The organism is Pandoraea sp. NE5 (assembly GCF_024363545.1).
Taxonomy (GTDB): Bacteria; Pseudomonadota; Gammaproteobacteria; order Burkholderiales; family Burkholderiaceae; genus Pandoraea; species Pandoraea cepalis.
Genome location: NZ_AP025517.1, coordinates 3,768,112 through 3,793,413, shown reverse-complemented (window position 1 = coordinate 3,793,413; position 25,302 = coordinate 3,768,112). Strand labels below are relative to the sequence as shown.

Annotated in this window: 19 protein-coding genes, 1 tRNA gene and 1 pseudogene; 12 read left to right on the top strand and 9 right to left on the bottom strand. The window is 63.9% G+C overall.

Going from position 1 to position 25,302, the window contains the following annotated elements:
• The first annotated feature begins 97 nt into the window (after positions 1–97).
• Positions 98–2,674: a cyanophycin synthetase gene (cphA, locus tag PanNE5_RS17320; RefSeq protein WP_150562924.1), complete on the top strand. Its 2,577-nt coding sequence runs from the start codon at positions 98–100 to the stop codon at positions 2,672–2,674.
• A 53-nt stretch (positions 2,675–2,727) separates the two neighbouring features.
• Here the strand turns inward: cphA and PanNE5_RS17315 are convergent, their stop codons facing one another.
• From PanNE5_RS17315 to PanNE5_RS17300, 4 genes are read right to left on the bottom strand one after another with little or no spacing between them, the layout of a single operon-like run.
• Positions 2,728–3,903, bottom strand: a complete 1,176-nt coding sequence (locus PanNE5_RS17315; protein WP_017234173.1) for a radical SAM protein — start codon at positions 3,901–3,903, stop codon at positions 2,728–2,730.
• 25 nt (positions 3,904–3,928) lie between these two features.
• Complete coding sequence (locus PanNE5_RS17310; RefSeq protein ID WP_017234174.1) at positions 3,929–4,291, bottom strand: hypothetical protein; 363 nt, start codon at positions 4,289–4,291, stop codon at positions 3,929–3,931.
• Positions 4,292–4,323: 32 nt separating this feature from the next.
• Positions 4,324–4,881 carry a DUF6445 family protein gene (locus tag PanNE5_RS17305; RefSeq protein WP_261938467.1) on the bottom strand — a complete coding sequence of 186 codons (558 nt, stop codon included), beginning with the start codon at positions 4,879–4,881 and terminating at the stop codon, positions 4,324–4,326.
• Positions 4,882–4,886: 5 nt separating this feature from the next.
• Positions 4,887–5,864: a hypothetical protein gene (locus tag PanNE5_RS17300; RefSeq protein ID WP_017234176.1), complete on the bottom strand. Its 978-nt coding sequence runs from the start codon at positions 5,862–5,864 to the stop codon at positions 4,887–4,889.
• A 256-nt stretch (positions 5,865–6,120) separates the two neighbouring features.
• Here PanNE5_RS17300 and PanNE5_RS22975 point away from each other — a divergent pair, with 256 nt between their 5' ends.
• A complete protein-coding gene (locus tag PanNE5_RS22975) occupies positions 6,121–7,365 on the top strand; it encodes a hypothetical protein (RefSeq protein WP_315973439.1) in 1,245 nt (414 codons plus the stop codon).
• 238 nt (positions 7,366–7,603) lie between these two features.
• Here the strand turns inward: PanNE5_RS22975 and PanNE5_RS17290 are convergent, their stop codons facing one another.
• On the bottom strand, positions 7,604–8,617 hold the full coding sequence (locus PanNE5_RS17290; RefSeq protein WP_017234178.1) for a LysR family transcriptional regulator: 1,014 nt from the start codon (positions 8,615–8,617) through the stop codon (positions 7,604–7,606).
• A 241-nt stretch (positions 8,618–8,858) separates the two neighbouring features.
• Between PanNE5_RS17290 and PanNE5_RS17285 the strand changes: the two genes are divergently transcribed.
• The 6 genes from PanNE5_RS17285 to PanNE5_RS17260 all read left to right on the top strand — a co-directional run bounded on the left by PanNE5_RS17285 (position 8,859) and on the right by PanNE5_RS17260 (position 18,516).
• Positions 8,859–9,764: an alpha/beta hydrolase gene (locus PanNE5_RS17285; RefSeq protein ID WP_261938466.1), complete on the top strand. Its 906-nt coding sequence runs from the start codon at positions 8,859–8,861 to the stop codon at positions 9,762–9,764.
• Positions 9,765–9,793: 29 nt separating this feature from the next.
• Complete coding sequence (locus PanNE5_RS17280; RefSeq protein WP_017234098.1) at positions 9,794–11,107, top strand: efflux RND transporter periplasmic adaptor subunit; 1,314 nt, start codon at positions 9,794–9,796, stop codon at positions 11,105–11,107.
• 64 nt (positions 11,108–11,171) lie between these two features.
• On the top strand, positions 11,172–14,357 hold the full coding sequence (locus PanNE5_RS17275) for an efflux RND transporter permease subunit (protein ID WP_017234097.1): 3,186 nt from the start codon (positions 11,172–11,174) through the stop codon (positions 14,355–14,357).
• 12 nt (positions 14,358–14,369) lie between these two features.
• A complete protein-coding gene (locus tag PanNE5_RS17270; protein WP_261938465.1) occupies positions 14,370–15,950 on the top strand; it encodes an efflux transporter outer membrane subunit in 1,581 nt (526 codons plus the stop codon).
• Positions 15,951–16,324: 374 nt separating this feature from the next.
• Complete coding sequence (locus PanNE5_RS17265) at positions 16,325–17,440, top strand: HPP family protein (RefSeq protein WP_026131977.1); 1,116 nt, start codon at positions 16,325–16,327, stop codon at positions 17,438–17,440.
• Between the two features lie 248 nt (positions 17,441–17,688).
• Positions 17,689–18,516 carry a hypothetical protein gene (locus PanNE5_RS17260; protein ID WP_261938464.1) on the top strand — a complete coding sequence of 276 codons (828 nt, stop codon included), beginning with the start codon at positions 17,689–17,691 and terminating at the stop codon, positions 18,514–18,516.
• A gap of 37 nt (positions 18,517–18,553) precedes the next feature.
• On the opposite strand, the gene map is transcribed toward PanNE5_RS17260, so the two are convergent.
• The 3 genes from map to PanNE5_RS17245 form a co-directional block, all read right to left on the bottom strand.
• Positions 18,554–19,384, bottom strand: a complete 831-nt coding sequence (gene map / locus PanNE5_RS17255) for a type I methionyl aminopeptidase (protein ID WP_017234093.1) — start codon at positions 19,382–19,384, stop codon at positions 18,554–18,556.
• Complete coding sequence (locus tag PanNE5_RS17250) at positions 19,384–19,638, bottom strand: ParD-like family protein (RefSeq protein ID WP_026131976.1); 255 nt, start codon at positions 19,636–19,638, stop codon at positions 19,384–19,386. The genes map and PanNE5_RS17250 overlap by 1 nt, the downstream gene beginning before the upstream one ends.
• 158 nt (positions 19,639–19,796) lie before the next feature.
• A complete protein-coding gene (locus PanNE5_RS17245; RefSeq protein ID WP_150562914.1) occupies positions 19,797–21,158 on the bottom strand; it encodes a HipA domain-containing protein in 1,362 nt (453 codons plus the stop codon).
• Positions 21,159–21,563: 405 nt separating this feature from the next.
• On the opposite strand from PanNE5_RS17245, the gene PanNE5_RS17240 reads away from it, so the two are divergent.
• The 3 genes and pseudogenes from PanNE5_RS17240 to PanNE5_RS17230 all read left to right on the top strand — a co-directional run bounded on the left by PanNE5_RS17240 (position 21,564) and on the right by PanNE5_RS17230 (position 23,887).
• The gene (locus tag PanNE5_RS17240; RefSeq protein WP_017234090.1) at positions 21,564–23,243 is read left to right on the top strand and encodes an ABC-F family ATP-binding cassette domain-containing protein; all 1,680 of its coding nucleotides are present in this window, start codon (positions 21,564–21,566) and stop codon (positions 23,241–23,243) included.
• 183 nt (positions 23,244–23,426) lie between these two features.
• Positions 23,427–23,579: pseudogene (locus tag PanNE5_RS17235) on the top strand (type II toxin-antitoxin system RelE/ParE family toxin); the annotation flags it as partial.
• 5 nt (positions 23,580–23,584) lie between these two features.
• Positions 23,585–23,887 carry an addiction module antidote protein gene (locus PanNE5_RS17230; RefSeq protein ID WP_150562912.1) on the top strand — a complete coding sequence of 101 codons (303 nt, stop codon included), beginning with the start codon at positions 23,585–23,587 and terminating at the stop codon, positions 23,885–23,887.
• A 104-nt stretch (positions 23,888–23,991) separates the two neighbouring features.
• On the opposite strand, the gene PanNE5_RS17225 is transcribed toward PanNE5_RS17230, so the two are convergent.
• Positions 23,992–24,078, bottom strand: a tRNA-Leu gene (locus PanNE5_RS17225).
• 316 nt (positions 24,079–24,394) lie between these two features.
• Here PanNE5_RS17225 and PanNE5_RS17220 point away from each other — a divergent pair.
• Positions 24,395–25,270: a squalene/phytoene synthase family protein gene (locus PanNE5_RS17220; RefSeq protein WP_051060192.1), complete on the top strand. Its 876-nt coding sequence runs from the start codon at positions 24,395–24,397 to the stop codon at positions 25,268–25,270.
• The last annotated feature ends 32 nt before the right edge of the window (positions 25,271–25,302 follow it).

The following is a 25,302-nucleotide window of genomic DNA, read 5'->3' as shown; positions in this document are numbered from 1 at the left end:
TATTTAGCCCGTTACCGAATACCCAAGCCACAGTCGTTTTTCTCGCCAACCCACCGCCATACAGGGACGCGAAGTGGACAGACAGGGATTGCAATTTATGGAAGTCTCCCGTATCCGCGCATTGCGCGGGCCCAACCTCTGGAGCCGTCACACCGCCATCGAGGCGATCGTGACGTGCACCGATCTGGAATACTCGATCGGCAATCTGGCCGGTTTCGAGGCTCGCCTGCGTGCACGCTTTCCCGAACTGCCCGCGCTGACGCCTGACGCCGAAGAGCGTCCGGTGTCGCTGGCAGACGCCCTCGCCACGACGGCCCTGCATCTGCAGGCCGCTGCAGGGTGCCCGGTGACATTCAGCCAAACGACGCAGACCATCGAACCCGGTACGTTCCAGGTGGTGGTGCAGTACAGCGAAGAACCTGTCGGACGCCTCGCCTTCGAACTGGCGCAGCAACTGATCCACGCCGCCCTCGACGACGGTCCGTTCGACCTGGCCGATGCCCTCTATCGTCTGCGCGATCTCGATGAAGACGTGCGCCTCGGCCCGTCGACCGGCTCGATCGTGGATGCCGCCGTCGCACGCGGCATTCCGTATCGCCGCCTGACCGAAGGCTCGATGGTGCAGTTCGGCTGGGGCAGCAAGCAACGGCGCATTCAGGCGGCGGAGACCGACCGCACGTCGGCCGTGGCCGAGTCGATTGCGCAAGACAAGGATCTGACCAAGACGTTGCTGCACGCCGCCGGCGTGCCGGTCCCGCTGGGCGGCACCGTGCGCGATATCGAAGCCGCGTGGAAGCTGGTGCAGGATATCGACGCGCCGGTCGTCGTCAAACCGCGCGACGGCAACCAGGGCAAGGGCGTGGCCGTGCGTCTGCGCACGCGCGAAGAGATCGAGAAAGCGTTCGAAGCCGCGCAGGACATCAGCCGCGACGTCATCATCGAGCGCTACATTCCTGGGCACGATTTCCGTTTGCTCGTGATCGGCAACAAGCTGGTCGCCGCTGCCCGCCGCGATCCGCCGCAAGTGACCGGCGACGGCGTGCACACCGTGCGCCAGTTGGTCGAGACGGTCAATGCCGATCCACGCCGTGGCGAAGGCCATGCGACCTCGCTCACCAAGATTCGTTTCGACGACATCGCACTCGCCACGCTTGCCAAGCAGGGGTTGAACGCCGACTCCGTGCCAGCGGCCGGTGCGCGAATCGTGCTGCGCAACAACGCCAACCTGTCGACCGGCGGCACGGCCACCGACGTGACCGACGACGTCCATCCGGAAATCGCCGCGCGCGCCATCGCCGCTGCGCAGCAGGTGGGGCTGGACATCGCCGGTGTCGATGCCGTGTGCGAGACCGTCATCAAGCCGTTCGAAGATCAGGCGGGCGGCATCGTGGAAGTCAACGCCGCGCCGGGCCTGCGCATGCACTTGCAGCCGTCTTACGGCAAGGGCCGCGCAGTCGGCGAAGCCATCGTCTCGACGATGTTCGACGACGGTGACGATGGCCGCATTCCGCTCGTGGCCGTCTCCGGCACGAACGGCAAGACCACGACGGTGCGTCTGATTGCCCACCTCATCGGCCAGCAAGGCCTGCGCGTGGGCATGACCGGCACCGACGGCATCTATATCAGCGGCCAGCGCATCGACACGGGCGATTGCAGCGGCCCGCGCAGCGCGCGCAACGTACTGATGCATCCGGACGTGGATGCCGCCGTATTCGAAACCGCGCGTGGCGGCTTGCTGCGCGAAGGCCTGGCCTACGACCGCTGCGATGTGGCCGTGGTGACCAATATCGGCATGGGCGACCACTTGGGCCTGTCGTACATCAACACGGTGGAAGACCTCGCCGTGCTCAAGAGTGTGATCGTGCGCAATGTGGCACCGCGCGGCATGGCCGTACTCAATGCCGCCGATCCGATGGTGGCGCGCATGGCCGACGCCTGCCCGGGAGACGTGACCTTCTTCGCCATGGACATTGCACATCCGGTTCTGGCCACGCATCGCGCGAAGGGCAAACGCGTGGTCTATGTCGACGGCGGCAATATCGTGACGTGTCACGGCGGCAACCAGACCCGCTACGCGCTCGCCGCGATTCCGCTCACGCGCGGCGGCAGCATCGGCTTCCAGGTCGAGAACGCGATGGCGGCCATTGGTGCGGCCTGGGCGCTGAATCTCGATCCGGCGACGATCCGGGCCGGGCTGGCCACCTTCGTGAACGACGCTGGCACCGCGCCGGGGCGCTTCAACGTGTTCGACTACCGCGGCGCGACCGTGATTGCCGACTACGGCCACAATCCGGACGCCATTGCCGCGCTTGCGCAGGCGGTCGAGACGATGCCGGCGCGACGCCGTTCAGTCGTGATTTCCGGCGCGGGGGACCGTCGTGACGAGGATATCCGCCGTCAGACACAGATCCTTGGCGATGCGTTCGACGACGTGCTGCTCTACCAGGATCAGTGTCAGCGCGGCCGCGAAGACGGCGAAGTGCTGGGTCTGTTGCGCGAAGGTCTGGTCGGCGCGCGACGGGCCAGCCACATCGACGAGATTCACGGCGAGTTCGTGGCCATCGACACGGCGCTCGCGCGCCTGCAACCCGGCGATCTCTGCCTGATTCTCATCGATCAGGTCGACGACGCCCTCGCGCACCTCTCGGAACGTGTGGCGCAGGCGAGTTCCTGAACACGCTTTCGCACCGTTGAGCCAGGCAGGGCTGAGTTCGATGTTTCACAGACTCAGCCCTTTGGGTTTGCAGTGAGCGAGATCGGAGACGTCACCCCCTGCACCCGCGCCCTGACGTGGCGATAAAAGCCCAGCAGCGCGTGACAATAAAAACTGGGATTGTCGTAACTGCGCCCGTCGAATCGATGGGCAACGTATCCCCCGCCGCACGCCGCAAATGCCTCGCATTGTTGGCAAGCCGCATGGGGCTCGGGGTAGCGAGTGCGCGCGTAATCGCTGCAGGCCTGCAACGGGTGAGACGTGAGGTTGAACCCCGTGTGGGTGGCCCCCTCCTCGCAGATGGCGAGCACGTCGAGCAAGCGATAACTGCCATCGCTCTCCACGACGACGATCGGCGCAAGCGCCCCGCCAAAGGCATCGAGTTCCGAGCGACGACCGAGCACGCCGCGAATGAACGTTTCGAAGATGCGTACGCTGAAGCCCGGATCGTCGATGGCAAGCCAGGCATCGAACCCTCGACACAGGAAGCTGAGCAGCCGAGCGTGCGTGTACGCCTGAATGTGACGGGGCGGTGCTGCGAAATTGGCATCGGGGAGCAGGAAGTCGATGGCCGTCAGTCCGAGCGACCGAAAGTAATCGAGCATGCGCACCGGGTCATGATTCGGATCGATCACCGCCAGCACCCCATTGAAGACCCGCTGCGATGCGCGATGCGCAAGGCATCGCAGAATCGCCTGCTCGACGCGCTCGCCCGTACCTTGTCGCGCGAAGTCGTACCGATGCCGGTCATGCATGTCGGGCGGCCCATCGCAGCTGATGCCCAGGCTCGCGTCGTACCGCGCGTAAAGATCCAGCCAGTCATCGTCGATCAACACGCCGTTGCTCTGTGTAATGATGGCGAGGTCCGACGCCGGCAGGCGCCGTCGCAAGTTCGAGAAGAAGCGCTCGGTATGGGATTTGCCGAGCAGCAGCGGCTCACCCCCGTGAACCTCCAGCGTCATGCGCCCCGTCGGAAACGCACTGCGATGTTCCGCCAGACGCGTTACCAGCACATCGAGGTGGGACGCGTGCAACCGCTTCGGCCGCTCGCGCCAGCCCTGATCGACACCGTGATACATGTAGCAATAGCGACAGTCGATATTGCAACGCTCGGCGACCTTGACCATCACCAACAGATCGCCGTTAGCGTTAGCGTTGCCGTGCGCCGTCGCGCCGGGTGAGGTCAGCATGGTGCGGGACGACGCGCGGCGCCGCTCACTTGCGCTTGCCGGCCGCCGGCGGCCCGTTTTTGGCGGACTCGCTCTCGGCTCGCGGCGCCATCAGCTTCGTGTGTGCCGCGAAGACGGCGGAGTCGTCCGGTGCGCGCGCCATTTCCGCCCTGACCGACGCGATGATCTTTCCGCCTTGGGCAGGATCTTCGTCGCGGTAGTGCACCAGAATTCCCGGCAAACCCGGCACGCCCTCCAACGCAACGTACCGGTCACTGGACGACACGGGCACTACACGATAGAGCGGCACGGCCGCCATCTCATGTCCGAACGCCGATTTGATCTCTGCTGATTGCGCCTCGCTCAGGTCGAGCGAACCCACTGGGAAGAAGAGTTCCGAAGCCGTCATGAAAGTACCTCCGATCGAAAGGAAGGGGAACGTCAATACTGCGTGTTGAAAAAGAACGTTTGAAACAGGCGCCCGTTCTCCTTGCAGTCGCCGAAATGCCCCTGGCTCGCGTGAAACCGTCTACCGCGAAACAGGATGAGGCGATTGAAGCGATTCGCGATGCGGTCGGTCATCTCCCAGCGCCCCCATGCGGCGGCATCGGCGTCGCAACGTTGCCGCTGGTCGTCGTCTTCGGGGTAGAGGTCGAGGCCGGTTTCGATATGCTGGAAGAAGGCCGTTCCTGCCGTCGGTGGTGCGTCGGGCGTGAGATAGACCACGCCGGACCACACTGTGGTGTGGTCGGCATGCACCCACGTGATATCGCGCTGCACGCTGTATTGAAACGCACCGTTGTAGGTGTCGACCGGCCAATAGGTGATGGGAGACTTCACGATGTCCTGGATTGCCGACGTGACGCCGTCGTGAAGAAACGCCTCGGTACGCGCACCGGGATAGTTTCCCTTGACCGCGAAGGTCTGCTTCAACGCGAAATCGCGCACGTCGGCGGGATCGCGATAGAAATTGTCGGTCACGATGATGGAGTCGTGCATGGCGCTCACTTTGGCGTAGCCGGTTCGTCGCGCTGGCGCCCTCGTACAGCGGCCTCCCCCGGGACATTGTCAGCGTCGCGTGAGGTCGCCGTCTCGGGCGCATCCGGCAGCATTCGCTCGCGCACCCATTGCAGTTGCTCGGCGGATATCTCCGGACGATCGACTTTGCCAAACCCCGTGCGTCGATCGTAGAAGCCGGCGCGAATCTCCTTCGACACCTCGTAGATGTGGGGATTGAATCCTTGCACGTCATAGAGATGCTGCTCCACCACCCCGATCAGCTTGCAGTTCGATGTGTTGCCCGCCATGGCCGTGGGTTGCCAACCGGCGTCCCGGATCCACTGCATCTGCTCGGCCTCGCTCAACCCTCGCGCGAGCAACGGCGAGGCACAGAAGAAGCCGTTGTCGGCGTCACGCTTCGTGAATCCGCTCACCGGATACGCCAGCGGCGGAAATCGGTGTCCACTGAGAATGAGTCGGACACCGTACGTTCTGCACGTCTTCGCCATCGCCGCGAACACGCCGCCGATGCACGAGGTACACGGAATCTTGCCGGAACTGGACGCCAGCGATTCGCGGGCCACCTGGCGAATGTCGATCGTCTCGATCACCAGCTCAACGCCAAAGCGCGCGCAGAATGTCCTCGCGTTGTCCTTGACCTCATCGGGAATGAAGCCGTTGTCGACGAGCACGGCGATGGGGCGCAAATGCAACTCCTTTACAGCAAGGAGCAGCGTGAGCGCACTGTCCTTGCCCCCGGAATAGGCCACTACGGCGTCGGGCGTGCCTTCGCCGCGACAGGATTGCACAACGTCCAGTAGACGGCGCTGCGTGTAGTCGCCACGAGCAGCTTCTGCCGCGAACGCGTGACAGGCCTGACAAATGCCGTCGGCTTCGATATGCACGCCAGGCAGGTCTTCGGTGAGCAGGCACCGGGCACAGTAGCGATCGACGGCAACGCCGATGCCAGTGGAAGGTTCCACACGGAGTCTGCGTAACGGCGCGCCGGTCGCGTTGAACAACCGCGAGCGCTGTTCTGCTGATAAAGGTAAGAGCGTTGACGACATGACAGCGGCTCCCATGCCGGGTGCCCGCCGGAGCACCCGGAATTCGCGACTCGACGCACAACCGGTTCGAGCCGCATCACACGCAAAAGACACAAGCCGCCGAGAACCTCTGCGGTTTCGCGCCCGTGTCCGACCAAGGTGTCACGTCGAATCAGTGGAGTCCTTGCGAGCCTTGCATGCCTTGCATGCCTTGCGGACCTTGTATGCCCTGAGCGCCTTGCACGCCTTGCGGGCCCTGCATACCCTGAGCGCCTTGCACGCCTTGGCCGTGCTGATACCCTTGCGGACCCTGCATGCCCTGGACGCCTTGCATACCTTGCGGACCCTGCACGCCCTGGACACCTTGCATACCTTGCATACCTTGCGGACCCTGCACGCCCTGAGCACCTTGCATACCTTGCGGGCCCTGCATGCCCTGGACACCTTGCATACCTTGTGGGCCCTGCACGCCCTGGACACCTTGCATACCCTGCGGTCCCTGCATTCCCTGGACACCTTGCATACCTTGCGGACCCTGCACGCCCTGAGCACCTTGCATACCTTGCGGGCCCTGCATGCCATGGACACCTTGCATACCTTGTGGGCCCTGCACGCCCTGAGCACCATGCATGCCCTGCGGTCCCTGCATGCCCTGGACACCTTGCATACCTTGCGGTCCCTGGATGCCCTGAGCACTTTGCATACCTTGTGGACCCTGCATGCCTTGCATACCCTGCGGTCCCTGAATGCCCTGGACACCTTGCACACCTTGTGGACCCTGCATGCCCTGAGCACCTTGCATACCTTGTGGACCCTGCATGCCCTGAATGCCTTGAGCGTGCTGATACCCCTGAGGACCTTGCACGCCCTGAGCGCCTTGCGGACCCTGTATGCCCTGGACGCCTTGCATACCTTGCGGGCCCTGCATACCCTGAGCACCTTGCATTCCTTGCGCCCCCTGTATGCCCTGTACACCTTGTACGCCCTGCGCGCCTTGCAAACCCTGACCGTTCAGATGGCCTTGCACCCCGGCCCCTTGCCCGCCGTATACGCCGCGCAGTTCGGGAAAGCTCGACACGACTCGGATCGCGCCGATGCGCTGCCCGGTGATCGCTTGAATGTGTCGGATTTGGTCTTCGTTGAGTTGCAGTTCCAGATCGTTCTCGTTCATGGTGCTTCGCTCCTTGAATCAATTAAACATCGGACACCTGCGAAAGCGATTCTGATGAATTCCGACAGCCCCAAACGGCGTGTCGTCTCGCAAACGCGCCGCGAGAGCCATCGATTCAAGTCGGGAAGGAGACGCAATAGAGGGACGTGCGACTGTTGCTCACCCGCAGCAGCGCTGGCGCCTTACTGCATCGCGGCACACGGCGCCGGGCGGCAAGCGCGATACGAAATAAATCCGGCCGCGACACGTTTGGTTTATTTCGATTAAGAATTATCCCAAGCGCGGTGCGCTTTGCGTCGCCGCGAAGGTAGCGACAGTTGGCGAGTTGAATGCGGCCATGCCCGCATTGCCAATCACTGTGACAGCGGCATCCCATCATCGTGGCCCGCGCCCCACTCCACGCCGGCCTGCCCAAAACGAAGCGCCCGCGCGGCGCCTGATGGGCGGCTGCGCGCGCGCGTCTTCCAGCGTTGCGAAGTGGACCGGCACTGTGCCGGCGAATCCGTCAGACCACGACGTCTTGCGGCGCCATTTGCGTGCCGTACGAGGCCCAGTGACCGTCGGCGTCATCGGCCGCCACGGTCGGCTTGCATGAGCCTGCGGTTTCGTCGAGCCCTTGCAGCAACGGGCAACGTTCGAAGAGTTCCGCGATGAAGTCGACAAACACGCGAACCTTCGGCGATAGGTGTCGGTTATGCGGATACACGGCCGAAATCGGCATGGGAGGCGGCTTCCACTGGTGCAGAATCTCGACCAATTGGCCCGATTGCAGATACGGCAGCGCCATGAAGCGCGCGAGCTGCACCGTCCCGAACCCCGCGAGTCCCAGTTGCAGATACGCCTCGGCGTCGTTGACCGCGACCGCCCCCGGCATGGGAATCTCGACTTCCTTGCCGTCCACCAGGAACTGGTCCTCGACGACGCGCCCCGTTCGGCTCGAGAAGTAGTGCACCGCTGTGTGCCGTTGCAGGTCGTCGAGCGAATGCGGCATGCCCATGCGCTCGAGATAAGCCGGTGACGCGCACGTCAGGCTTTGGAACAGGCCCACGCGTCGCGCGACCAGGCTCGAATCCTGAAGCGTGCCAACGCGCAACACACAATCGACGCCCTCCTGGATCAGGTCGACCGGCTTGTCGCCCATGCCCACCATAAGTTCGACTTCCGGGTAGCGTTCGTGAAATTCGCACAGCGCCGGCAGCACCACCAGCTTGCCGAGCGAACCCGGCATGTCGATGCGCAGCTTGCCGCGCACGCGCTGGCTGCTCTCCCGGAACGACGATTCGGTCTCCTCGATATCCGCGAGGATGCGCAGGCATCGCTCGTAATACGCGGCCCCGTCAGGCGTCAGGTTGAGCCGCCGGGTCGTACGCTGCAACAGCCGCGTCCCCAGATGCGCCTCGAGGTTCTGAATAATCGTGGTCACCGAGGTGCGCGGCAAACCGAGATTGTCGGCCGCGCGTGAAAAGCTGTTTGCCTCGACGACGCGCGTGAATACCTGCATCGCTTGCAAGCGATCCATGACATTTCCCCATTCGAAAACGTGGTTGCATCAGCCAATCCGGCTTATTTCACGCGCATCGCAAGTGCATAAGCAAATTGGTCGGCGGGAGAAGCCAATACCGGCAAGGCCGACATCGATTAGTCGATCTGACCGAATAGTGTTGCCAAATTATAGGCGTTTATCCCGATGTCCGTCGCCTCTAGACTTCGATCCATCGAATGTCATCAGAGGGGTATCGCGCTCGCGAGCCCAACGCCATATGTCAGCCACCCCCAAGTCGCCCTCGGGACGTCCGGGCCAAACGCACCGCACCGACGACGGACTGCGCATCGAAGAGGTGAGCATCGCCGGTCATGCCGGCCCGGTCACCCTGCGTCTGTATCGGCCGACCGGCCACGCCGGCGCCGACGCCGCGCGCGCCGGGGCGGCGGGCGTCGTGGTGCCGCTCGAAGCGCATTTGCCGGTGGTGCTGTACTTCCACGGCGGCGGCTTCTGCCACGGTTCGCTCAACGACGGCGACGCCGCGGCCCGCTATCTTGCCCTGCACATCCCCGCGCTGGTGGTCTCGGTGGGGTATTCGCTCGCCCCGGCACACCCGTTCCCCGCCGCGCCGGAAGATGCGTGGTGCGCCGCGCGCTGGCTGCACCGCAACGCCCGGCGCTACGGTGCCAGTCCGCGCCGTCTTGCCGTGGCCGGGCACGACGCCGGCGGCAACATCGCCGCAGCGTTGACGATGATGGCGCGCGATCGCGGTGAAATTGCCATCTCGGCACAGGTACTGCTCGCCCCCCTGCTCGACCCCAGCATGACGCGCCTGGCCGACGGGCGCACGCCAAGCGATATCGAAGCCAGCGAGTGCGCCCGCTGCTATCGGGCCTATTTGCCGCACGCCACACAGCGTCTGCATCCGTATGCCGCGCCGCTCGAATCGCGCCGTCTCGCGGGCCTTCCGCCCACGCTGATCGCTTCTGCCGAACATGACCTGCTGCACGTCGAAGCCGAAAAATACGCGGCGGAGCTCATCGCCGCCGGCGTGCCGACACAGGTCACGCGCCATCGCAGCGCGTCCCATCACGGCCTGGCCGCCCTGCCCGCCGCACTGCGGGAAGTGGCCGCGTTCCTGACACGCCGGCTGGCGCCACCCGCCACCGGTGCCACCCAGTGAGTCCATCCGATTCCGGAGATTTTAAAAAAATGACCACCCTCGCTCGCAAACCCGTTCTTATTGCCGCCGCCGTTACGGTCGCGCTCGTGGCCCTGGGCACGCTCACGGTCGTGCGCGTCGACGCCAGCACGCCTCCCAGCGCGCAAGTCATGCCGACAGTGGAAGTCGACGTAGCCAACGTGATCTCACGCACCGTGACCGATTGGCAAAGCTATTCCGGCCGCCTCGACGCTGTGGATCGCGTCGACATCAAGCCGCTCGTGTCGGGCACCATCACCGCCGTGCATTTCCGGGACGGACAGCTCGTGAAAAAGGGCGATGCGCTCTTCACGATCGATCCGCGTCCGTACGCGGCCGAAGTCGACCGCACGGCGGCACAACTCGCGTCGGCGCAGGCGCGCGACGTCTTCACCAGCACCGACCTCGCCCGCGCGCAGCGGCTGATCGCGGATAACGCCATCGCGAAGAAGGACTTCGACCAGAAGGAAAACGCCGCGCGCGAGGCCGCCGCCAACGTGAAAGCGGCGCGCGCCGCGCTCGAAACCGCTCGCATCAACCTCGGCTATACGCAAATCGTGGCACCGATCGCAGGTCGCGTCTCGCGCGCGGAAATCACGGTGGGCAATACGGTATCGGCCGGCGCCCAATCGCCTGCGCTGACCACCGTGGTCTCCGTTTCGCCGATCTACGCGGCGTTCGACGTCGATGAGCAGACCTATCTGCGCTATCTCGCGCGCGATACCGCGAAGCCGAACGGCGTCCCCGTCGACCTGGGCCTGGCCAACGAGTCCGGCTATTCGCGCAAGGGCACCGTGTATTCGGTCGATAACCGTTTCGATACGACCTCGGGCACGATCCGCGTGCGTGCGCGCTTCGATAACGCCGACGGCGCGCTCTTGCCGGGCCTGTACGCCCGCATTCGCGTGGGCGGGGGCGAGCCTCACCCGGCACTGCTCGTCGACGAGGCAGCCATCGGCACCGACCAGAGCAAGAAGTTTGTGCTCGTCGTCGACCCGCAGAACAAGGTGCAGTATCGCGAAGTCCAGTTGGGCGAGCGCCACGGCGGCCTCATCGAGATCGCCGGTGGCTTGAAAGACGGCGAGCGCATCGTGGTCAACGGTCTGCAGCGCGTGCGTCCGGGCGATCCCGTCACGCCGAAAGCCGTGAAGATGGCCGGCGACACGGGCGACGGGCACGACATCGTCGCGCCGGCCATGGCCACCAACGCCACCGATACCGGCACCGCCAGCCGGCCCCCTCAGGCCCCTCCCAAGGACAGCGCGAGCGCCAAGCCGGGCACGACCCGATCGGTCGCCACGGCCACCACGGCGACGCGTTCGTGAAATGCGCCCAGGCACGCCTGCGCACGCACGAACCGCGTCCTGAACGACCCCCAAGAGTCTCGTCATGAACATCTCAAAATTTTTTATCGACCGGCCCATCTTCGCGGGGGTGCTCTCGGTCATCACGCTGCTGGCCGGCCTGATCGCCGTGTTCCAGTTGCCGATCTCGGAGTACCCGGAAGTGGTTCCGCCGTCGGTCGTGGTACATGCCCAATACCCCGGCGCCAACCCGAAGGTGATCGCCGAGACCGTTGCCGCGCCGCTCGAAGAGCAGATCAACGGCGTGGAGAACATGCTTTACATGCAGTCGCAGGCCAACAGCGACGGCAATCTCACCACGACCGTGACCTTCCGCCTGGGCACCGACCCGGACAAGGCCCAGCAGCTCGTGCAGAACCGTGTCTCGCAAGCGCTGCCGCGTCTGCCGGACGACGTTCAGCGTCTGGGTGTGACGACGATCAAGTCCTCGCCCACGCTCACGATGGTGGTGCACTTGCTCTCGCCGAACCAGCGCTACGATATGACCTATCTGCGCAACTACGCGCTCATCAACGTCAAGGATCGCCTCTCGCGCATCAAGGGCGTGGGGGAAGTGCAGTTGTGGGGCGCGGGCGATTACTCGATGCGGGTGTGGCTCGATCCGGCGAAGGTGGCCCAACGGGGCCTGACCGCCTCTGATGTGGTGAAGGCCATTCGCGAACAGAACGTACAGGTCGCGGCGGGTGTCATCGGCGCATCGCCGGCCGGTCCAGACACGCCGTTGCAGCTCAATGTCAACGCGCGTGGCCGGTTGAACACGGAAGACGAGTTCCGCGACATCATCCTGAAGACCTCGCCGGACGGTGCCGTCACGCACCTGGGCGACGTGGCCCGCGTGCAGCTCGACGCTTCGCAATACAGCCTGCGCTCGTTGCTCGACAACCAGCCGGCGGTGGCGTTGGCGATCAACCAGTCGCCGGGGGCGAACTCGCTGCAGATCTCCGATCAAGTACGCGAAGCGATGGCGGAGCTGCAAAAGGACATGCCTCCGGGCGTCGAATACCGCATCGTCTATGACCCGACGCAGTTCGTGCGTTCGTCGATCAAGGCCGTGGTGCACACGCTGCTCGAAGCCATCGCCCTCGTGGTGCTGGTGGTGATCGTGTTCCTGCAGACGTGGCGCGCGTCGATCATTCCGCTGCTCGCCGTGCCGGTATCGATTGTGGGGACGTTCGCCCTGCTGCTCGGCTTCGGCTATTCGATCAACGCGTTGTCGCTGTTCGGGATGGTGCTCGCCATCGGTATCGTCGTGGACGACGCCATCGTGGTGGTCGAGAACGTGGAGCGCAACATTGCGGCCGGGCTCTCGCCCAAGGAGGCGACGTATCAGGCCATGCGCGAAGTGAGCGGTCCGATTATCGCGATCGCGCTCACGCTGGTGGCCGTGTTCGTGCCGCTCGCTTTCATGTCGGGCCTCACGGGCCAGTTCTACAAGCAGTTCGCGATGACCATCGCCATCTCGACGGTGATCTCGGCCTTCAACTCGCTCACGCTGTCGCCGGCCATGGCCGCGCTGCTGCTCAAGGACCATCACGCCAAGCCCGACTGGCTTACGCGGCAGATGAACCGATACCTGGGGGGCTTCTTCAACGCGTTCAACCGCGTGTTCCATCGCGGCTCGGAGAAGTACGGTCAAGGTGTGACGCGCGTGATCGGGCGCAAGGCGATCATGATGGCGATCTTCGCCGTCCTGCTCGGCGCCACGATGCTGATGAGCAAGGTCGTGCCGAGCGGCTTCGTGCCGGCGCAGGACAAGGAGTATCTGGTCGCGTTCGCCCAGTTGCCGAACGGCGCGTCGCTCGATCGTACCGAAAAGGTGATTCGCGACATGACCGACGTTGCCTTGAAAACGCCGGGCGTGCAGAGCGCCGTGGCCTTCCCCGGGTTGTCGGTCAATGGATTTACCAACTCGTCGTCGGCCGGCATCGTATTCGTCACGCTCAAGCCGTTCGCCGAGCGTCACGACAAGACGCTCTCGGCGGCAGCCATCGCCGGGCAGCTCAACGGCGCGTATTCGAAGATGAAGGACTCGTTCATCGCCGTCTTCCCGCCCCCGCCGGTGCTGGGTCTGGGAACGCTGGGCGGCTTCAAGCTGCAAATCGAAGATCGCGGTGCGCTCGGCTACGCCGCCTTGAACGACGCCACGCAGGCGTTCATCAAGAAGGCCTCGCAAACGAAGGAACTGGGCCCGACGTTCTCGTCGTATCAGATCAACGTGCCGCAGTTGAACGTGGATCTCGACCGCGTGAAAGCCAAGCAGTTGGGTGTGCCGATCACCGACGTGTTCGACACCATGCAGATCTACCTCGGCTCGCTGTACGTAAACGACTTCAACAAGTTCGGGCGCGTGTATCAGGTGCGTGTCCAGGCCGATGCGCCGTTCCGCGCCCATGCCGATGACATCGGACTGCTCAAGACGCGCAACAGCCATGGCGACATGGTGCCGCTCTCGTCACTGGTGAAAGTGTCGCCAACGTTCGGCCCGGAAATGGTGGTGCGTTACAACGGCTACACCGCCGCCGACGTGAACGGCGGCCCGGCCCCCGGGTATTCGTCGGGTCAGGCGCAGGCTGCCGTGGAGCGCATTGCGGCCGAGACGCTGCCGCGCGGGGTGAAGTTCGAATGGACGGACCTGACGTATCAGCAGATTCTCGCGGGCAACTCAGCGCTGTGGGTGTTCCCGATCTCGGTGCTGCTGGTGTTCCTGGTGCTCGCCGCACAGTACGAAAGCCTGACGCTGCCGCTCGCCGTCATCATGATCGTGCCGATGAGCATTCTGTCCGCGCTGTTCGGCGTGTGGCTGACCGGAGGAGATAACAACATCTTCACGCAGATCGGTCTGATGGTGCTGGTGGGGCTCTCCGCGAAGAACGCGATCCTGATCGTGGAGTTCGCACGAGAGCTGGAAATGCAAGGCCGCAGTCCCGTGGCCGCCGCGATCGAGGCAAGCCGCCTGCGTCTGCGACCGATTCTGATGACGTCGATCGCGTTCATCATGGGGGTGGTGCCGTTGGTGACATCGACCGGCGCCGGCTCGGAAATGCGTCACGCAATGGGGGTTGCCGTGTTCTTCGGCATGATCGGCGTGACCGGCTTCGGTCTGATGATGACGCCGGTGTTCTACGTGTTGCTGCGCACGCTGGCGGGCAAGAAGCCGCTGCACAGCGCTCACGCATCGACCATGCCCGCCAACGTCAAGGCCGAAGTCTGAAGGATGCCAATCATGCAATCGCAATGGATCAAACGAAGTCTGGGTATCTCGAGCCTGCTCGGGGCCCTGCTGGTGGTGGCGGGCTGCTCGATGGCCCCCACGTACGAAGTGCCGACGGTGACCGACAAGGGGACGCCGACGGCATTCAAGGAAGCGTCGCTCCCGGCGGGTGAAGCCGGGACGTGGAAGCCTGCCGAGCCTGCCGAAGCAATGGCGCGCGGCCAATGGTGGAAGGTATTTGGCGACGCCACGCTGAACACGCTCGAGGATGATGCGCTGGCGGCCAACCAGAACCTGAAGGCGGCCGCCGCCCGCGTGCAGGAAGCGCGAGGGGTGCAGCGTCAGGCCCGTGCGGCGCTGTTCCCGACGCTCGACGCCGGGTTCGGCCCCACGCGGCAGAAGCTCTCGCCCGCCTCGCAGATGCAGCCCGACGGCACGAACATCGCGCCTTACACCCTGTGGCGCGCACAAGCGAGCGTTGGCTATGAAGTCGATTTATTCGGACGCGTGTCGGATAACGTGGCCGCGGCCCGCGCGGACGCCGAGCAGAGCGAAGCGCTCTACCGTTCGGTGCAGCTTGCGCTGCAAGCCGATGTCGCGCAGAACTACTTCAGTCTGCGCGAACTCGACGCGGAACAGGCGCTCTACACGCAAACGGTGACGCTGCGCGAAGCAGCGCTCAAGCTGGTACAGCGACGCTTTGCCGAAGGCGATATCGACGAGCTGGACGTGGCGCGCGCCAAGGCCGAGCTGGCCACGGCGCAATCCGACGCGCTGGCGGTCGCGCGTCTGCGGGCAGCCTCGGAACACAGCCTCGCGATTCTGCTCGGCAAGGCGCCCGCGCAGTTCACGTTCGCGCCGTCGCCGCTCACGCCGGTCGCCGTGCACATCCCGGCGGGTCTGCCGTCTGCCTTGCTCGAACGGCGTCCGGATATCGCGGCGGCCGAACGTGCCATGGCAGCCGCCAATGCGCGCATCGGGGTGGCGAAAGCCGCGTTCTTCCCGTCGCTGTCACTGACTGGCGCGGGTGGCTTCGAAGCGGCCACGCTGGGCGACCTGTTCAACTGGTCGAGCCGTACCTTCCTGCTCGGACCGGTGGTGGGCGGACTGCTCTCGATGCCGATCTTCGATGGCGGCGCGCGCAGCGGCAATCTATCGCGGGCGCGGGCGCGCTACGAGGAAGACGTCGCGAACTATCGCCAGCAAGTCCTCGTCGCGTTCCAGGAAGTCGAGGACAACCTGTCCAACCTCCGCTTGCTTGCCGCGCAGACGCGGGCGCAGAACGAGGCGGTGACAGCGTCCAACCGTGCCGCACAACTCTCGCGCATGCAGTATCAGGAAGGCTCGATTGCCTATCTCGATGTCATCGATGCGGAACGTACGGTGCTCCAGGCGCGGCGCAGTGCGGTCCAACTCGCCGGCGCGAACGCGGTCTCGACCGTCAACCTGATCCGCGCCCTCGGCGGCGGCTGGGGTGACGCGCCAGTGGCCGATGCCCCAGCGACGTCGACAACACCGGGGGCGCCCAACGGGCCGGCCAACGGCCCGACGGCGGCGACTTCCGCTGCCAACGCCACGGTAGCCGCCCGATAGATTTCATCTGCGTCAAAGTTTCTTCCCTGCGTCCCTGCTTGCCCGGTGCCTGCCCTGCGTCAATCGACGTTCGGCATGCCCGGGCTTTTTTTACGGGCGCACACCGGATGAACGCACACGTCTCGCGTCTGCCCATCCGCCGGAAAGTGCCCCCGCTTCCCCTGCCGGCAAGGTTCACGCCTTTCGCGTCTCGTTTTCCTGATTTTGGTGCGCCGCTTCAGTGTCAACCGGTTCCTGTCCGAGATTTCGCTGCGGCGCAGCATTAAAATCTCGCGCTCATACTCTCCCAATCCATCGATATACGATATATCATGCACAAAATATCAACACGCCGCCCTAAACGGGTGCAGATGGTGGAGCGGGACGACATGGCAATGACACGACGCGACGTGAGGGATTGGCTGGCAGGTTTCCTGCCTGCCGTGGTGGCCGTTCACTGGCGCGAACGGCTTCGCGCGGGCTTTGGTGCGCTGTGCGGGATTGCACTGACCGGCGGCCTGATGCTGTGGATGCTCGGCCCCGCGACGTATATCCCCTGGCTCGTTGCGCCGATGGGCGCGTCCGCCGTGTTGCTCTTCGGGGTGCCGGCCAGTCCTCTGGCCCAGCCCTGGTCGATACTCGGCGGCAATCTGGTCGCCGCCATCGTCGGGGTGACGTGCGCAATATACATTCCGTCGCCGATCGCCGCGGCGGCCACGGCGGTCGGCGTGTCTATCGCGTTGATGTTTACGCTGCGCTGTGTGCACCCGCCGTCGGGTGCCGTGGCATTGACCGCCGTGCTCGGCGGCCCGGCTGTCCACGCCCTTGGATACGGTTTCGTCCTCGAGCCGATTGCCGTCCAGTCGGTGGTCCTGCTCAGCGCGGCCATCGGCTATCACGCGCTCACCGGCCATCGTTACCCGCACGCCATGCGTGCGCAGGCCACGGTGCGTCCGGTCAACGCGTCCGCCATACCGGTCACGACGGCCGACGCCGAGAAGGCGCTGGCTCGCCGCAGCGAACTGCTCGACATTTCCGCTGACGATCTCGCCAGCCTGCTCCGCGACACCCAGCGCGAGGCCTATGCGCGCCGCGCCCGCGAGTTGACCTGTGCCGATGTCATGACGCCGCCGCTGGCGAAGGTTCAGGCGCACGACGAAGCGCCGGCGGCGTGGCGTCTGTTGCAGCGCCACGGGCTGGAGGCCCTGCCGGTCGTCGACGGCGACGCCCGCGTCATTGGATTGATCACGCGCCACGACCTTCACACGCGCCGTGCGCGCCGTCAGCATTGGCCGCGCTTTGGCATGTCTATCGGCACGGGGCAGCGCCCGGCGGTTCGCGACGTCATGCAAGCGCAGCCACCGTCGGCGACGGCCGGCATGCCGCTCTCGGAGTTGGTGCCGCTGCTGATGACGCAACGTCACGGCACCTTGCCCGTGCTCGACGAAGCCGCCCGGCTCGTGGGCGTTGTCACGCACGCCGAAGTGCTTCGCAAGGTCATGGCCGCGTGAAACGCCAGGCGCCAGGTACTGAGCACTGAGCACTGAGCATCAAACGCCTGCGATGCGCATCAAGCAGCGCAGGCGTAGCTTCCTCCGCCCCACCCTGATCCGACGCCCGTCGTGGTGCTGGCGCCGCCGGCCCCCTCCTCCCTGCGTGCAATTGTCAGTCCTGAGCCGATCTGCAAGAATGGCGGCAGCGTGACGTACCGACGCCGCAGTGCTTCGTTTAACGAAGCGAAATTCGCTCAAGGGAGAGCATGGAACCGATCACGTTCAAACAATGTTTCAAGGGGGCATGGCGCGACGGCTTCAACGCGTTGCGCCAACGGCCATGGCTATGCCTGGCGATTGCCGTCGTGTTCCTCGTGACGTCTGGACTTAGCGTTTCGCTCGATCAGCTCGCACGGACCGCATCGCAAGTCGGCGAACCCGCCCTCTACCGTCTGCGCATTGCGCTCATGTCGTTCGGCGTCTTTTTCGTGAACGTGGTCGCGTTCTCCGTGCTCGTCATCCATGTCTTTCGCTACACGATTCTCGGCCCCGACGCCGCACGGCAAGGCCGGTGGTATGGGCGCGATCTCTGGCGCTATCTCTGGACATCGACCCAGGTCTTCGTCGGCTTCGCTACGGTTTGGCTGATCGTCGGCGTCGGTGCGATGCTGGCGCTGCGGGCGACGGGACACGGCAATTCGTATGCCGGGCTTGCCACGTTTTGCGTGCTGTTGATTTGTACGGTGCTCTACGTGCTGACGCGCGTATCGCTGATCTTTGCGCAGATTGGCGCGGGACGCAGCAAGCGCTGGCGCGCCGCTTGGCAGGATTCGCGCGGGCACTTCTGGACGATGTTCGGCACAACGATAGGGACGGTGTTGCCGTTGATGATTGCGGGCATTGTCGCGACGGCCCTGTTCACCGTATTGCTGCGCGTCGCGCCGGCCGCCAAGTCGGTAGCGCTCGGCACGCTAGTGCTTCAAACGGTGATGTCGGTGGCATGGATCGCGGTCTCCACGGGGAGCGCCGCATGGCTGTACCGTCGCTTCGCCAATCAACTGCTGACGCTCGACGACGCACCGGACGACGTCTGAGGCGCGCACAGCGCGCCCCAGCCGCTGCCATCCGTTGTCAGGCGGCGTTGGCGGTTGCCGCGCTGCCGTCGAGCGTGCCGAAGCGAGCGTACTCGCCAAGGCCGTCGGGCCATTGCGTGAGCACCTCGAAACCAGTCTCCGTCACGGCCACCATGTGCTCCCACTGGGCAGACAACGAACGGTCGCGCGTCACGACTGTCCAGCCATCCGCCAGTTGCTTCGTGTCCGGCTTGCCGGCATTGACCATCGGTTCGATGGTGAAGATCATCCCGGGGCGCAGCGTAAGCCCCGTACCCGGACGCCCGTAGTGCAGCACTTGGGGATCGTCGTGATAGGTCGTGCCGATGCCGTGCCCACAATAGTCGCGCACGATGCTGAAGCCTTCGCGATGCGCCACCGTCTGGATCGCGTAGCCGACGTCACCCAGCGTTGCACCCGGACGCACGGCCCGGATGCCTGCGAGCATCGCCTCGAAGGTCGTATCGACCAGACGCTTGGCAAGAATGCTCGGCTTGCCGGCGTAATACATGCGGCTCGTGTCGCCGAACCAGCCGTCCTTGATGAGGGCGACGTCGATGTTCACGATATCGCCGTCATGCAGCGTCTTTTCACCGGGAATGCCGTGACAGACGACGTGATTCACTGACGCACACACGGTCTTCGGATAGCCGTGATAGCCGATATTGGCGGGAATCGCCTTCAGTTCGTCCACGATGAAATCATGACAGAGGCGGTCGAGCGCATCGGTCGTGACGCCGGGCTTGACGTGCTCGGCAATCATCGCAAGCACCTGCGCGGCCATGTCGCCTGCGCGACGCGACAGCGCAATTTCTTCTTGGGATCGGATGACAACGCGTTCGCGCACCATTACGCCACCTTGTTGAATACGGTGACGGGGGCACCGGATGTTGGGGAAGCGGCGACCTCGACCTCACCGGTCTGGACGCCATCGGATTCGATGAGCTTGCGGCAGATGTCGCCGTAGCTCAGCGTGGGATTGAGTTCGGCGAGCATGCCGACGCGCAGCCAGTGCTCGGCTTGCGCGTTGATCGAGCGGCTGAGCGCGCCGCTGGTGTTTCGCAACGCCGCGTGCATTTGCTCCGATATCTTGACGATACCCATGTTGGGGACCTTTATATACGAAATGGCTATGAAACGTATATTACCAGACCTGTACCCGGTTGTCGCCCGCGGCCGCAAGTGGCGATACATGAATCGCGCGGTGGCAACGAGAATCTGACACGTAACTGTCCCCTTCCCCTAGGGGATTCAAAGCGACGTTACCTGTTGGCATTGCGCCCGCCAGGCACCAATGGCGCGATGAAGTCCTGCGCCACCTGCAGATTGATTAGCGCAAGCGCTTTGAACTCGCGAGAAATCAACGGGGAATCGCTTTGCGCAACACTTGCCCAAAATGCGTTGGCTGCCTCGATCGCCCTGCCCCACACGAACGGCCTTGCGCCGATAGTGCCGACTTTCGGGGTGATCGGCAAAAGATCGGGATCCACGCCTCCCCCCAATGACGCATAACGCATTGGCAGAATGTCATACGCCGGGGCCACGCGATCGAACCTCCCGCGCTCGTCCAAAAGCACTGAAATATTCTCGAAGTGCCTATCTCCGTTCCCGATAAGTTCGCTGAACGCTGCCATGACGTGAATCGTCGATGCATCGTTCTCGGAGAGGTATCGCGCCTGCTCGCAGCGCGCCGCAAATTCCGACCATGTGTCGCGCTTCCCGAAATACTCGTCGTCGACCGCCCCTGCGGACAGCATCCCGATACGACCATGGCGCCCCACACGATCAAAGCGCCGCACCTCCAGAAAAACATAATCATCCGAAGCGATGATCGTCGACTCCGCGGCCGGCACCGAGGCGACGCGAAGCGATTGCGACGCCAGTTGCTCCAACGAAAGGAGGTCGGCCATGCGACTCCCCCGCCTGGCAAACTTAACGATCACATGCCCTGCGTCTTCGGTGAGTGCGAGAAACTTTGGCTGTTCTCCGCCAGCACTCGACCCAAACGCGGCGTCTTTGAGCTGGTTGGCCATGCCGTCGTACTGCTCTGTTTTTTGCTCGGACGGGATTGGCAGAAGCTGACGAAACTCCATCTCCTTCTGCAAGGACGTGTCCCCGTACACCAGATTCCCGGGCAGGTTCAGTCCTCGCATAAAAAGGTAGGCGATGCGATGTTCGTCGCGCCAGTCTCTAAGGCTCTCCGGAAAGTGCATTTCCAGCGCCGCCGTCCGAGCGACTTCTCTACCGAGAAATCCCGAGGGGGAAACAAACGCCATGTATGGCGGCAAACCGTCGTACAGCGTGTTTGCGTGACCGGAGACTTCCAGGGTGGTGCCACCACTGAAGAACTCGACGCCAGCAAACGGCTCGATCGCCCCGTCGGTCAACACGCGATATACCGTTTGTCGCGGATTGAGCCCCCCTGGAAGCTGCCTTAACAGGCCATACTTTGGCGTTCTTTCACCGGAAACCCTGAAGCTCGTGAATACTTCGGAGGCTCCCCGAATCGTTCGCGATAGCGTCGGTTGGCTGATGGACAACGCCGACATGATGTCTTGCGCCGTCCGTGGCTCATGCCGCAGCAGACGACGCATCTCGTCCACACGAAGCAGCTCATCAGCCATATGCCCCCCATTTCGCGGCAAATTAAATAATTCATGAATAGTTCAAGAATAGCACAAACGCAGATTTCCGATGCTTGGCAGGGTATCCGGGGCGTCACTTGGCGGTGCTGGCTGGACTTCCCCCAGCAAGACCCGGGCAGCCCTCAAATGCCGCGCGGAAGCAGCGTTGTTGCGACGCGAGGGGCGTCGAACGCGAACCACCTCGGGATTTGACGGGACCTAAACACTTGAGCGAATGGAGCCCTCTTAAATGCCTGGGAGATTCTGATGACGACCTTCCGGGTTTGGCCAAGCGCTGTCATTCCCCACTATTTCGCTCGCTAAGCAAAGCGCAAGCGGATCAGAAAATCGACGCCCTGCACGTCCGGTCGGCTATCATGCCAGTCCTCCCTGAAGTAGCCCCTTATGATTTCCGTCCGTAATCTCACGCTGCGCCGCGGCGCCAATGTCGTACTCGACCGCGCGTCCGTCACCTTCGCCCCCGGCGAAAAAATTGGCCTCGTTGGCCGCAATGGTGCCGGCAAGTCCTCCTTCTTCGGTCTTCTCAACGGCACGCTGCATGAAGACAGCGGGGAGTTCTCGATTCCCACTACGTGGAAGATGGGCCAGGTCGCGCAGGAGATGCCGGAGACCGAGCAGGGCGCGACCGACTTCGTTGTCGAGGGTGACACCGTGCTGCTGGCCGCGCAGGCAGAAGTGGCCGCCGCCGAGGCCAGCGACGACGGCATGCGCATGGCGCACGCCTACATGAGCCTGCACGACGCCGGGGCGCACGATGCCTCCGCACGTGCCCAAGCGCTGATCCTGGGTCTGGGCTTCAGTGCGGCGCAGCTTAGCCAGCCGGTCAGCAGTTTCTCCGGCGGCTGGCGCATGCGACTGCAGTTGGCGCGCGCGCTCATGTGCCCATCCGACCTTCTGCTGCTCGACGAGCCGACCAATCACCTCGACCTCGACGCGCTGGTCTGGCTGGAAGCGTGGCTCAAGCGCTATCAGGGAACCCTTGTCGTGATCAGCCACGACCGCGAATTCCTCGATGCAGTGACGCAGGTGACGGTGCACGTCGACAACGCCAAGCTGGTGCGTTATGGCGGCAACTACAGCAAGTTCGAAGACATGCGCGCTGAGCAGCTCGTGTTGCAGCAGGCCGCGATGGCCAAGCAGGTGGAGAAGATGGCCCACCTACAGAAATTCATCGACCGTTTCAAGGCTCAGGCCTCGAAGGCGAAACAGGCGCAGAGCCGGGTCAAGGCGCTCGAACGGATGGAGAAGATCGCACCGGTGCTTGCCGATGCCGAGTTCAACTTCGAGTTCAAGGAACCTCTCAACGTCCCGAACCCGCTGTTGTCGATGCTGGACGCAAGCTTTGGCTACCCCGCGCCGACCGGCGCGCTGCCGGGCACGCCGCCCACGGTCATCGTGCGGGGCATCAACCGTTCGGTGCTGGCGGGGCAGCGCATCGGGATTCTTGGCGCCAATGGCCAAGGCAAGTCCACATTGGTGAAGACGGTGGCGCACGCGCTGGCGCCGATTGACGGAGAGATCAGCGAAGGCAAGGGCCTGAACATCGGCTACTTCGCACAGCAGGAACTCGACGTGCTGCGTCCGCTCGACACGCCGATGGAACACATGATTCGCCTTGCCAGGGACACACCGACGCACATGCGCGCCCCGGGCCAGAGTGGCACAGAACAATCGCTTCGGACCTTCCTCGGCACCTTCAACTTCAGTGGTGACATGGTCCATCAGGTGGTCAGCACGATGAGCGGCGGTGAAAAAGCGCGGCTTGTGTTGTGCATGATCGTGTGGCAGCGCCCCAACCTGCTGCTGCTGGACGAGCCGACCAACCACCTCGACTTGGCCACACGCGAAGCGCTCGCCGTGGCGCTCAACGAATTCGAGGGTACGGTGATGCTGGTCAGTCACGACCGGGCGCTCCTGCGCGCCGTGTGTGATGAGTTCTGGCTGGTCACCAAGGGCGGCGTCGAGCCCTTCGACGGCGATCTGGACGATTACCAGCAGTTCCTGCGCGACGAAGCTCGTCGCATGCGCGAGCAGGCTGCCGCGGAGCAGCCGGTCATCGCCTGAGCTCCCCGAGGTGGGCGGTGGACGTGGCAGGGGAGGCGAAGCGGGCACCAGACCCGCTACCATTTGCTCGCCAGTAACCTCAGCGGCGTTGGCACTTTCTAAGCTTCTGGTCTTGCATCGGGATTTAAGCGCGCAGAGTTCGGCAACTTTGGCGATTCGAAATCGCTTGGGGCTGGGCTTTGGGAAATGAGAATCGACTTTGGTCCGGGATACCGCGTGTATTACGGGCAAGCGGGTGAGATCACTTACCTGCTTTTGTGCGGAGGGAATAAGTCGACTCAGCCAGGCGATATCGCGCGGGCCAGGGCACTGTGGGAAACCACCACGAAGGAGTGATCGAAATGAGTAAAGCCGACATCACACGCTTTGATGCTTCCGAGTATTTGGACAGCGACGAAATGATCGCCGAATACCTCAACGCCGCGCTCGAAGAAAATGACCCGGCGATCTTTCTGTCCGCGATTGCAGACGTTGCCAAAGCGAAAGGCATGACGCAAGTCGCAACCGCGGCAGGGCTCGGCAGAGAGAGTCTCTACAAGGCACTCGCCCCAAACGCACAGCCGCGTTTCTCCACGATACTGCGCGTCATGCATGCGCTGGGCATCAAGCTGTCGACGATGCCAGATCGAGCTATTCACGCCTGATACGAGCGAGGACTCCCAGCCCCCGCTCCGCCTTATTCAGCGAGCGTTTGCGAGATTTTCCGGGAAGAAGTGAGACCTACGTAACCGATGCCAAAACGGGGAGTTGGTGCGAGGAAGGGGACTCGAACCCCTACACCCTTGCGGGCGTCAGGACCTAAACCTGGTGCGTCTACCAATTTCGCCATCCTCGCAGCCCGTGGGCGTCGGTCGCCCTGGTCAGGCACGACACCCCAGCATCGGGTCGACGGCATGCGTCCTGTCGGACATGAAAAAGGGCGACTCGTCGCCGCCCCGCTCGCATGCGTCAAAGCAGGCGAGAATTCTACACGAAGTGATATTCACCGGCAATCTCATGCCGCATCAACGCCGCCCCGCCCTTTCCGCGCCAACGCCACCGGCACCGCCAACCCCTCAATGCTAGAATTCGCCCCAATTCATGGCATCTGCCCCACGGGCGCGCCCGCGCACCGGCACCCGGGCACCTGACCCAACCGATACCCCATTCGCATGCAACCCCACGAGACCGCCGACGATACTTCCGGCACCCCCGCCAGCCCCGCGCAGGCCAACGCATATTGCCGCCAGAAAGCCGGCCCTCCCGGCTCCGCCCTCTATTACGCACTACTCCAGCTACCGCCGTCCCAACGCGACGCCGCTTACGCCGCCCACGCGTTCTGTCAGGAAATCGCCGATATCCACGCCGCCGTGCATGACCCCGGCGTCGCCCACGCAAAGCTCGACTGGTGGCGCCAGGAACTCGCGCGACTCTTCTCCGGCTCCCCGGCGCACCCCGTCTCCCGAGCGCTTGCTCCCGTCGTCCAACAGCGCGGCCTCGCCCACGCCACGTTCGACGCCGTCCTGCATGGCGCGGAGATGGATCTCGCCCAAATGCGCTATCTCGACTTCGCAGGCCTCTCCCACTATTGCGACGCCGCCGGCGGTGCGCCCGCCGTACTCGCGGCCCATGTCTATGGCTTCGACGACTCGCAAACGCCAGCCAGCGCCCACGCGCTCGGCCACGCGATCACGCTCGGTCGACGTATCACCGACGCCGGCGTCGATGCCCGTGCCGGTTACGTCTACTTCCCCATCAACGAGCTACAGCAATTCGGTGTGACCGCCGCCGATCTCCAGAACGGCAAGTACTCCCCCGCGTTCGTCGAACTCATGAAGTTTCAGCACGCGCGCGCGCGCGTTGCCATCAGCGAGGCGGCAGCGGCCATGCCCGCACGGGATCGTCGCCAACAACGGCCGCTCCTCGCCCTCGCCGCACTGCAATTGGCCCTGATGGACGAAGTCGCCGCCAGCGACTACCAAGTGCTGCATCAACGCATCGATCTCACCCCGCTGCGCAAATTCTGGCGTGCCTGGCGCGCACGCTGACGCACGCCGGCGGATATCCCTCCCCGGCTCAC

Bases quoted from the DNA above. Each gene is read 5' to 3' on its own strand.
- PanNE5_RS17230 (WP_150562912.1), top strand. From the start codon at position 23,585: ATGAGTAAAGCCGACATCACACGCTTTGATGCTTCCGAGTATTTGGAC.
- PanNE5_RS17305 (WP_261938467.1), bottom strand. From the start codon at position 4,881: ATGCACGACTCCATCATCGTGACCGACAATTTCTATCGCGATCCCGCC.
- map (WP_017234093.1), bottom strand. From the start codon at position 19,384: ATGGTGCGCGAACGCGTTGTCATCCGATCCCAAGAAGAAATTGCGCTG.
- PanNE5_RS17275 (WP_017234097.1), top strand. From the start codon at position 11,172: ATGAACATCTCAAAATTTTTTATCGACCGGCCCATCTTCGCGGGGGTG.
- PanNE5_RS17240 (WP_017234090.1), top strand. From the start codon at position 21,564: ATGATTTCCGTCCGTAATCTCACGCTGCGCCGCGGCGCCAATGTCGTA.
- PanNE5_RS17285 (WP_261938466.1), top strand. From the start codon at position 8,859: ATGTCAGCCACCCCCAAGTCGCCCTCGGGACGTCCGGGCCAAACGCAC.
- PanNE5_RS17245 (WP_150562914.1), bottom strand. From the start codon at position 21,158: ATGGCTGATGAGCTGCTTCGTGTGGACGAGATGCGTCGTCTGCTGCGG.
- PanNE5_RS17220 (WP_051060192.1), top strand. From the start codon at position 24,395: ATGCAACCCCACGAGACCGCCGACGATACTTCCGGCACCCCCGCCAGC.
- PanNE5_RS17310 (WP_017234174.1), bottom strand. From the start codon at position 4,291: ATGACGGCTTCGGAACTCTTCTTCCCAGTGGGTTCGCTCGACCTGAGC.
- cphA (WP_150562924.1), top strand. From the start codon at position 98: ATGGAAGTCTCCCGTATCCGCGCATTGCGCGGGCCCAACCTCTGGAGC.
- PanNE5_RS17280 (WP_017234098.1), top strand. From the start codon at position 9,794: ATGACCACCCTCGCTCGCAAACCCGTTCTTATTGCCGCCGCCGTTACG.
- PanNE5_RS17250 (WP_026131976.1), bottom strand. From the start codon at position 19,638: ATGGGTATCGTCAAGATATCGGAGCAAATGCACGCGGCGTTGCGAAAC.
- PanNE5_RS17265 (WP_026131977.1), top strand. From the start codon at position 16,325: ATGACACGACGCGACGTGAGGGATTGGCTGGCAGGTTTCCTGCCTGCC.
- PanNE5_RS17270 (WP_261938465.1), top strand. From the start codon at position 14,370: ATGCAATCGCAATGGATCAAACGAAGTCTGGGTATCTCGAGCCTGCTC.
- PanNE5_RS17315 (WP_017234173.1), bottom strand. From the start codon at position 3,903: ATGCTGACCTCACCCGGCGCGACGGCGCACGGCAACGCTAACGCTAAC.
- PanNE5_RS17290 (WP_017234178.1), bottom strand. From the start codon at position 8,617: ATGGATCGCTTGCAAGCGATGCAGGTATTCACGCGCGTCGTCGAGGCA.
- PanNE5_RS17260 (WP_261938464.1), top strand. From the start codon at position 17,689: ATGGAACCGATCACGTTCAAACAATGTTTCAAGGGGGCATGGCGCGAC.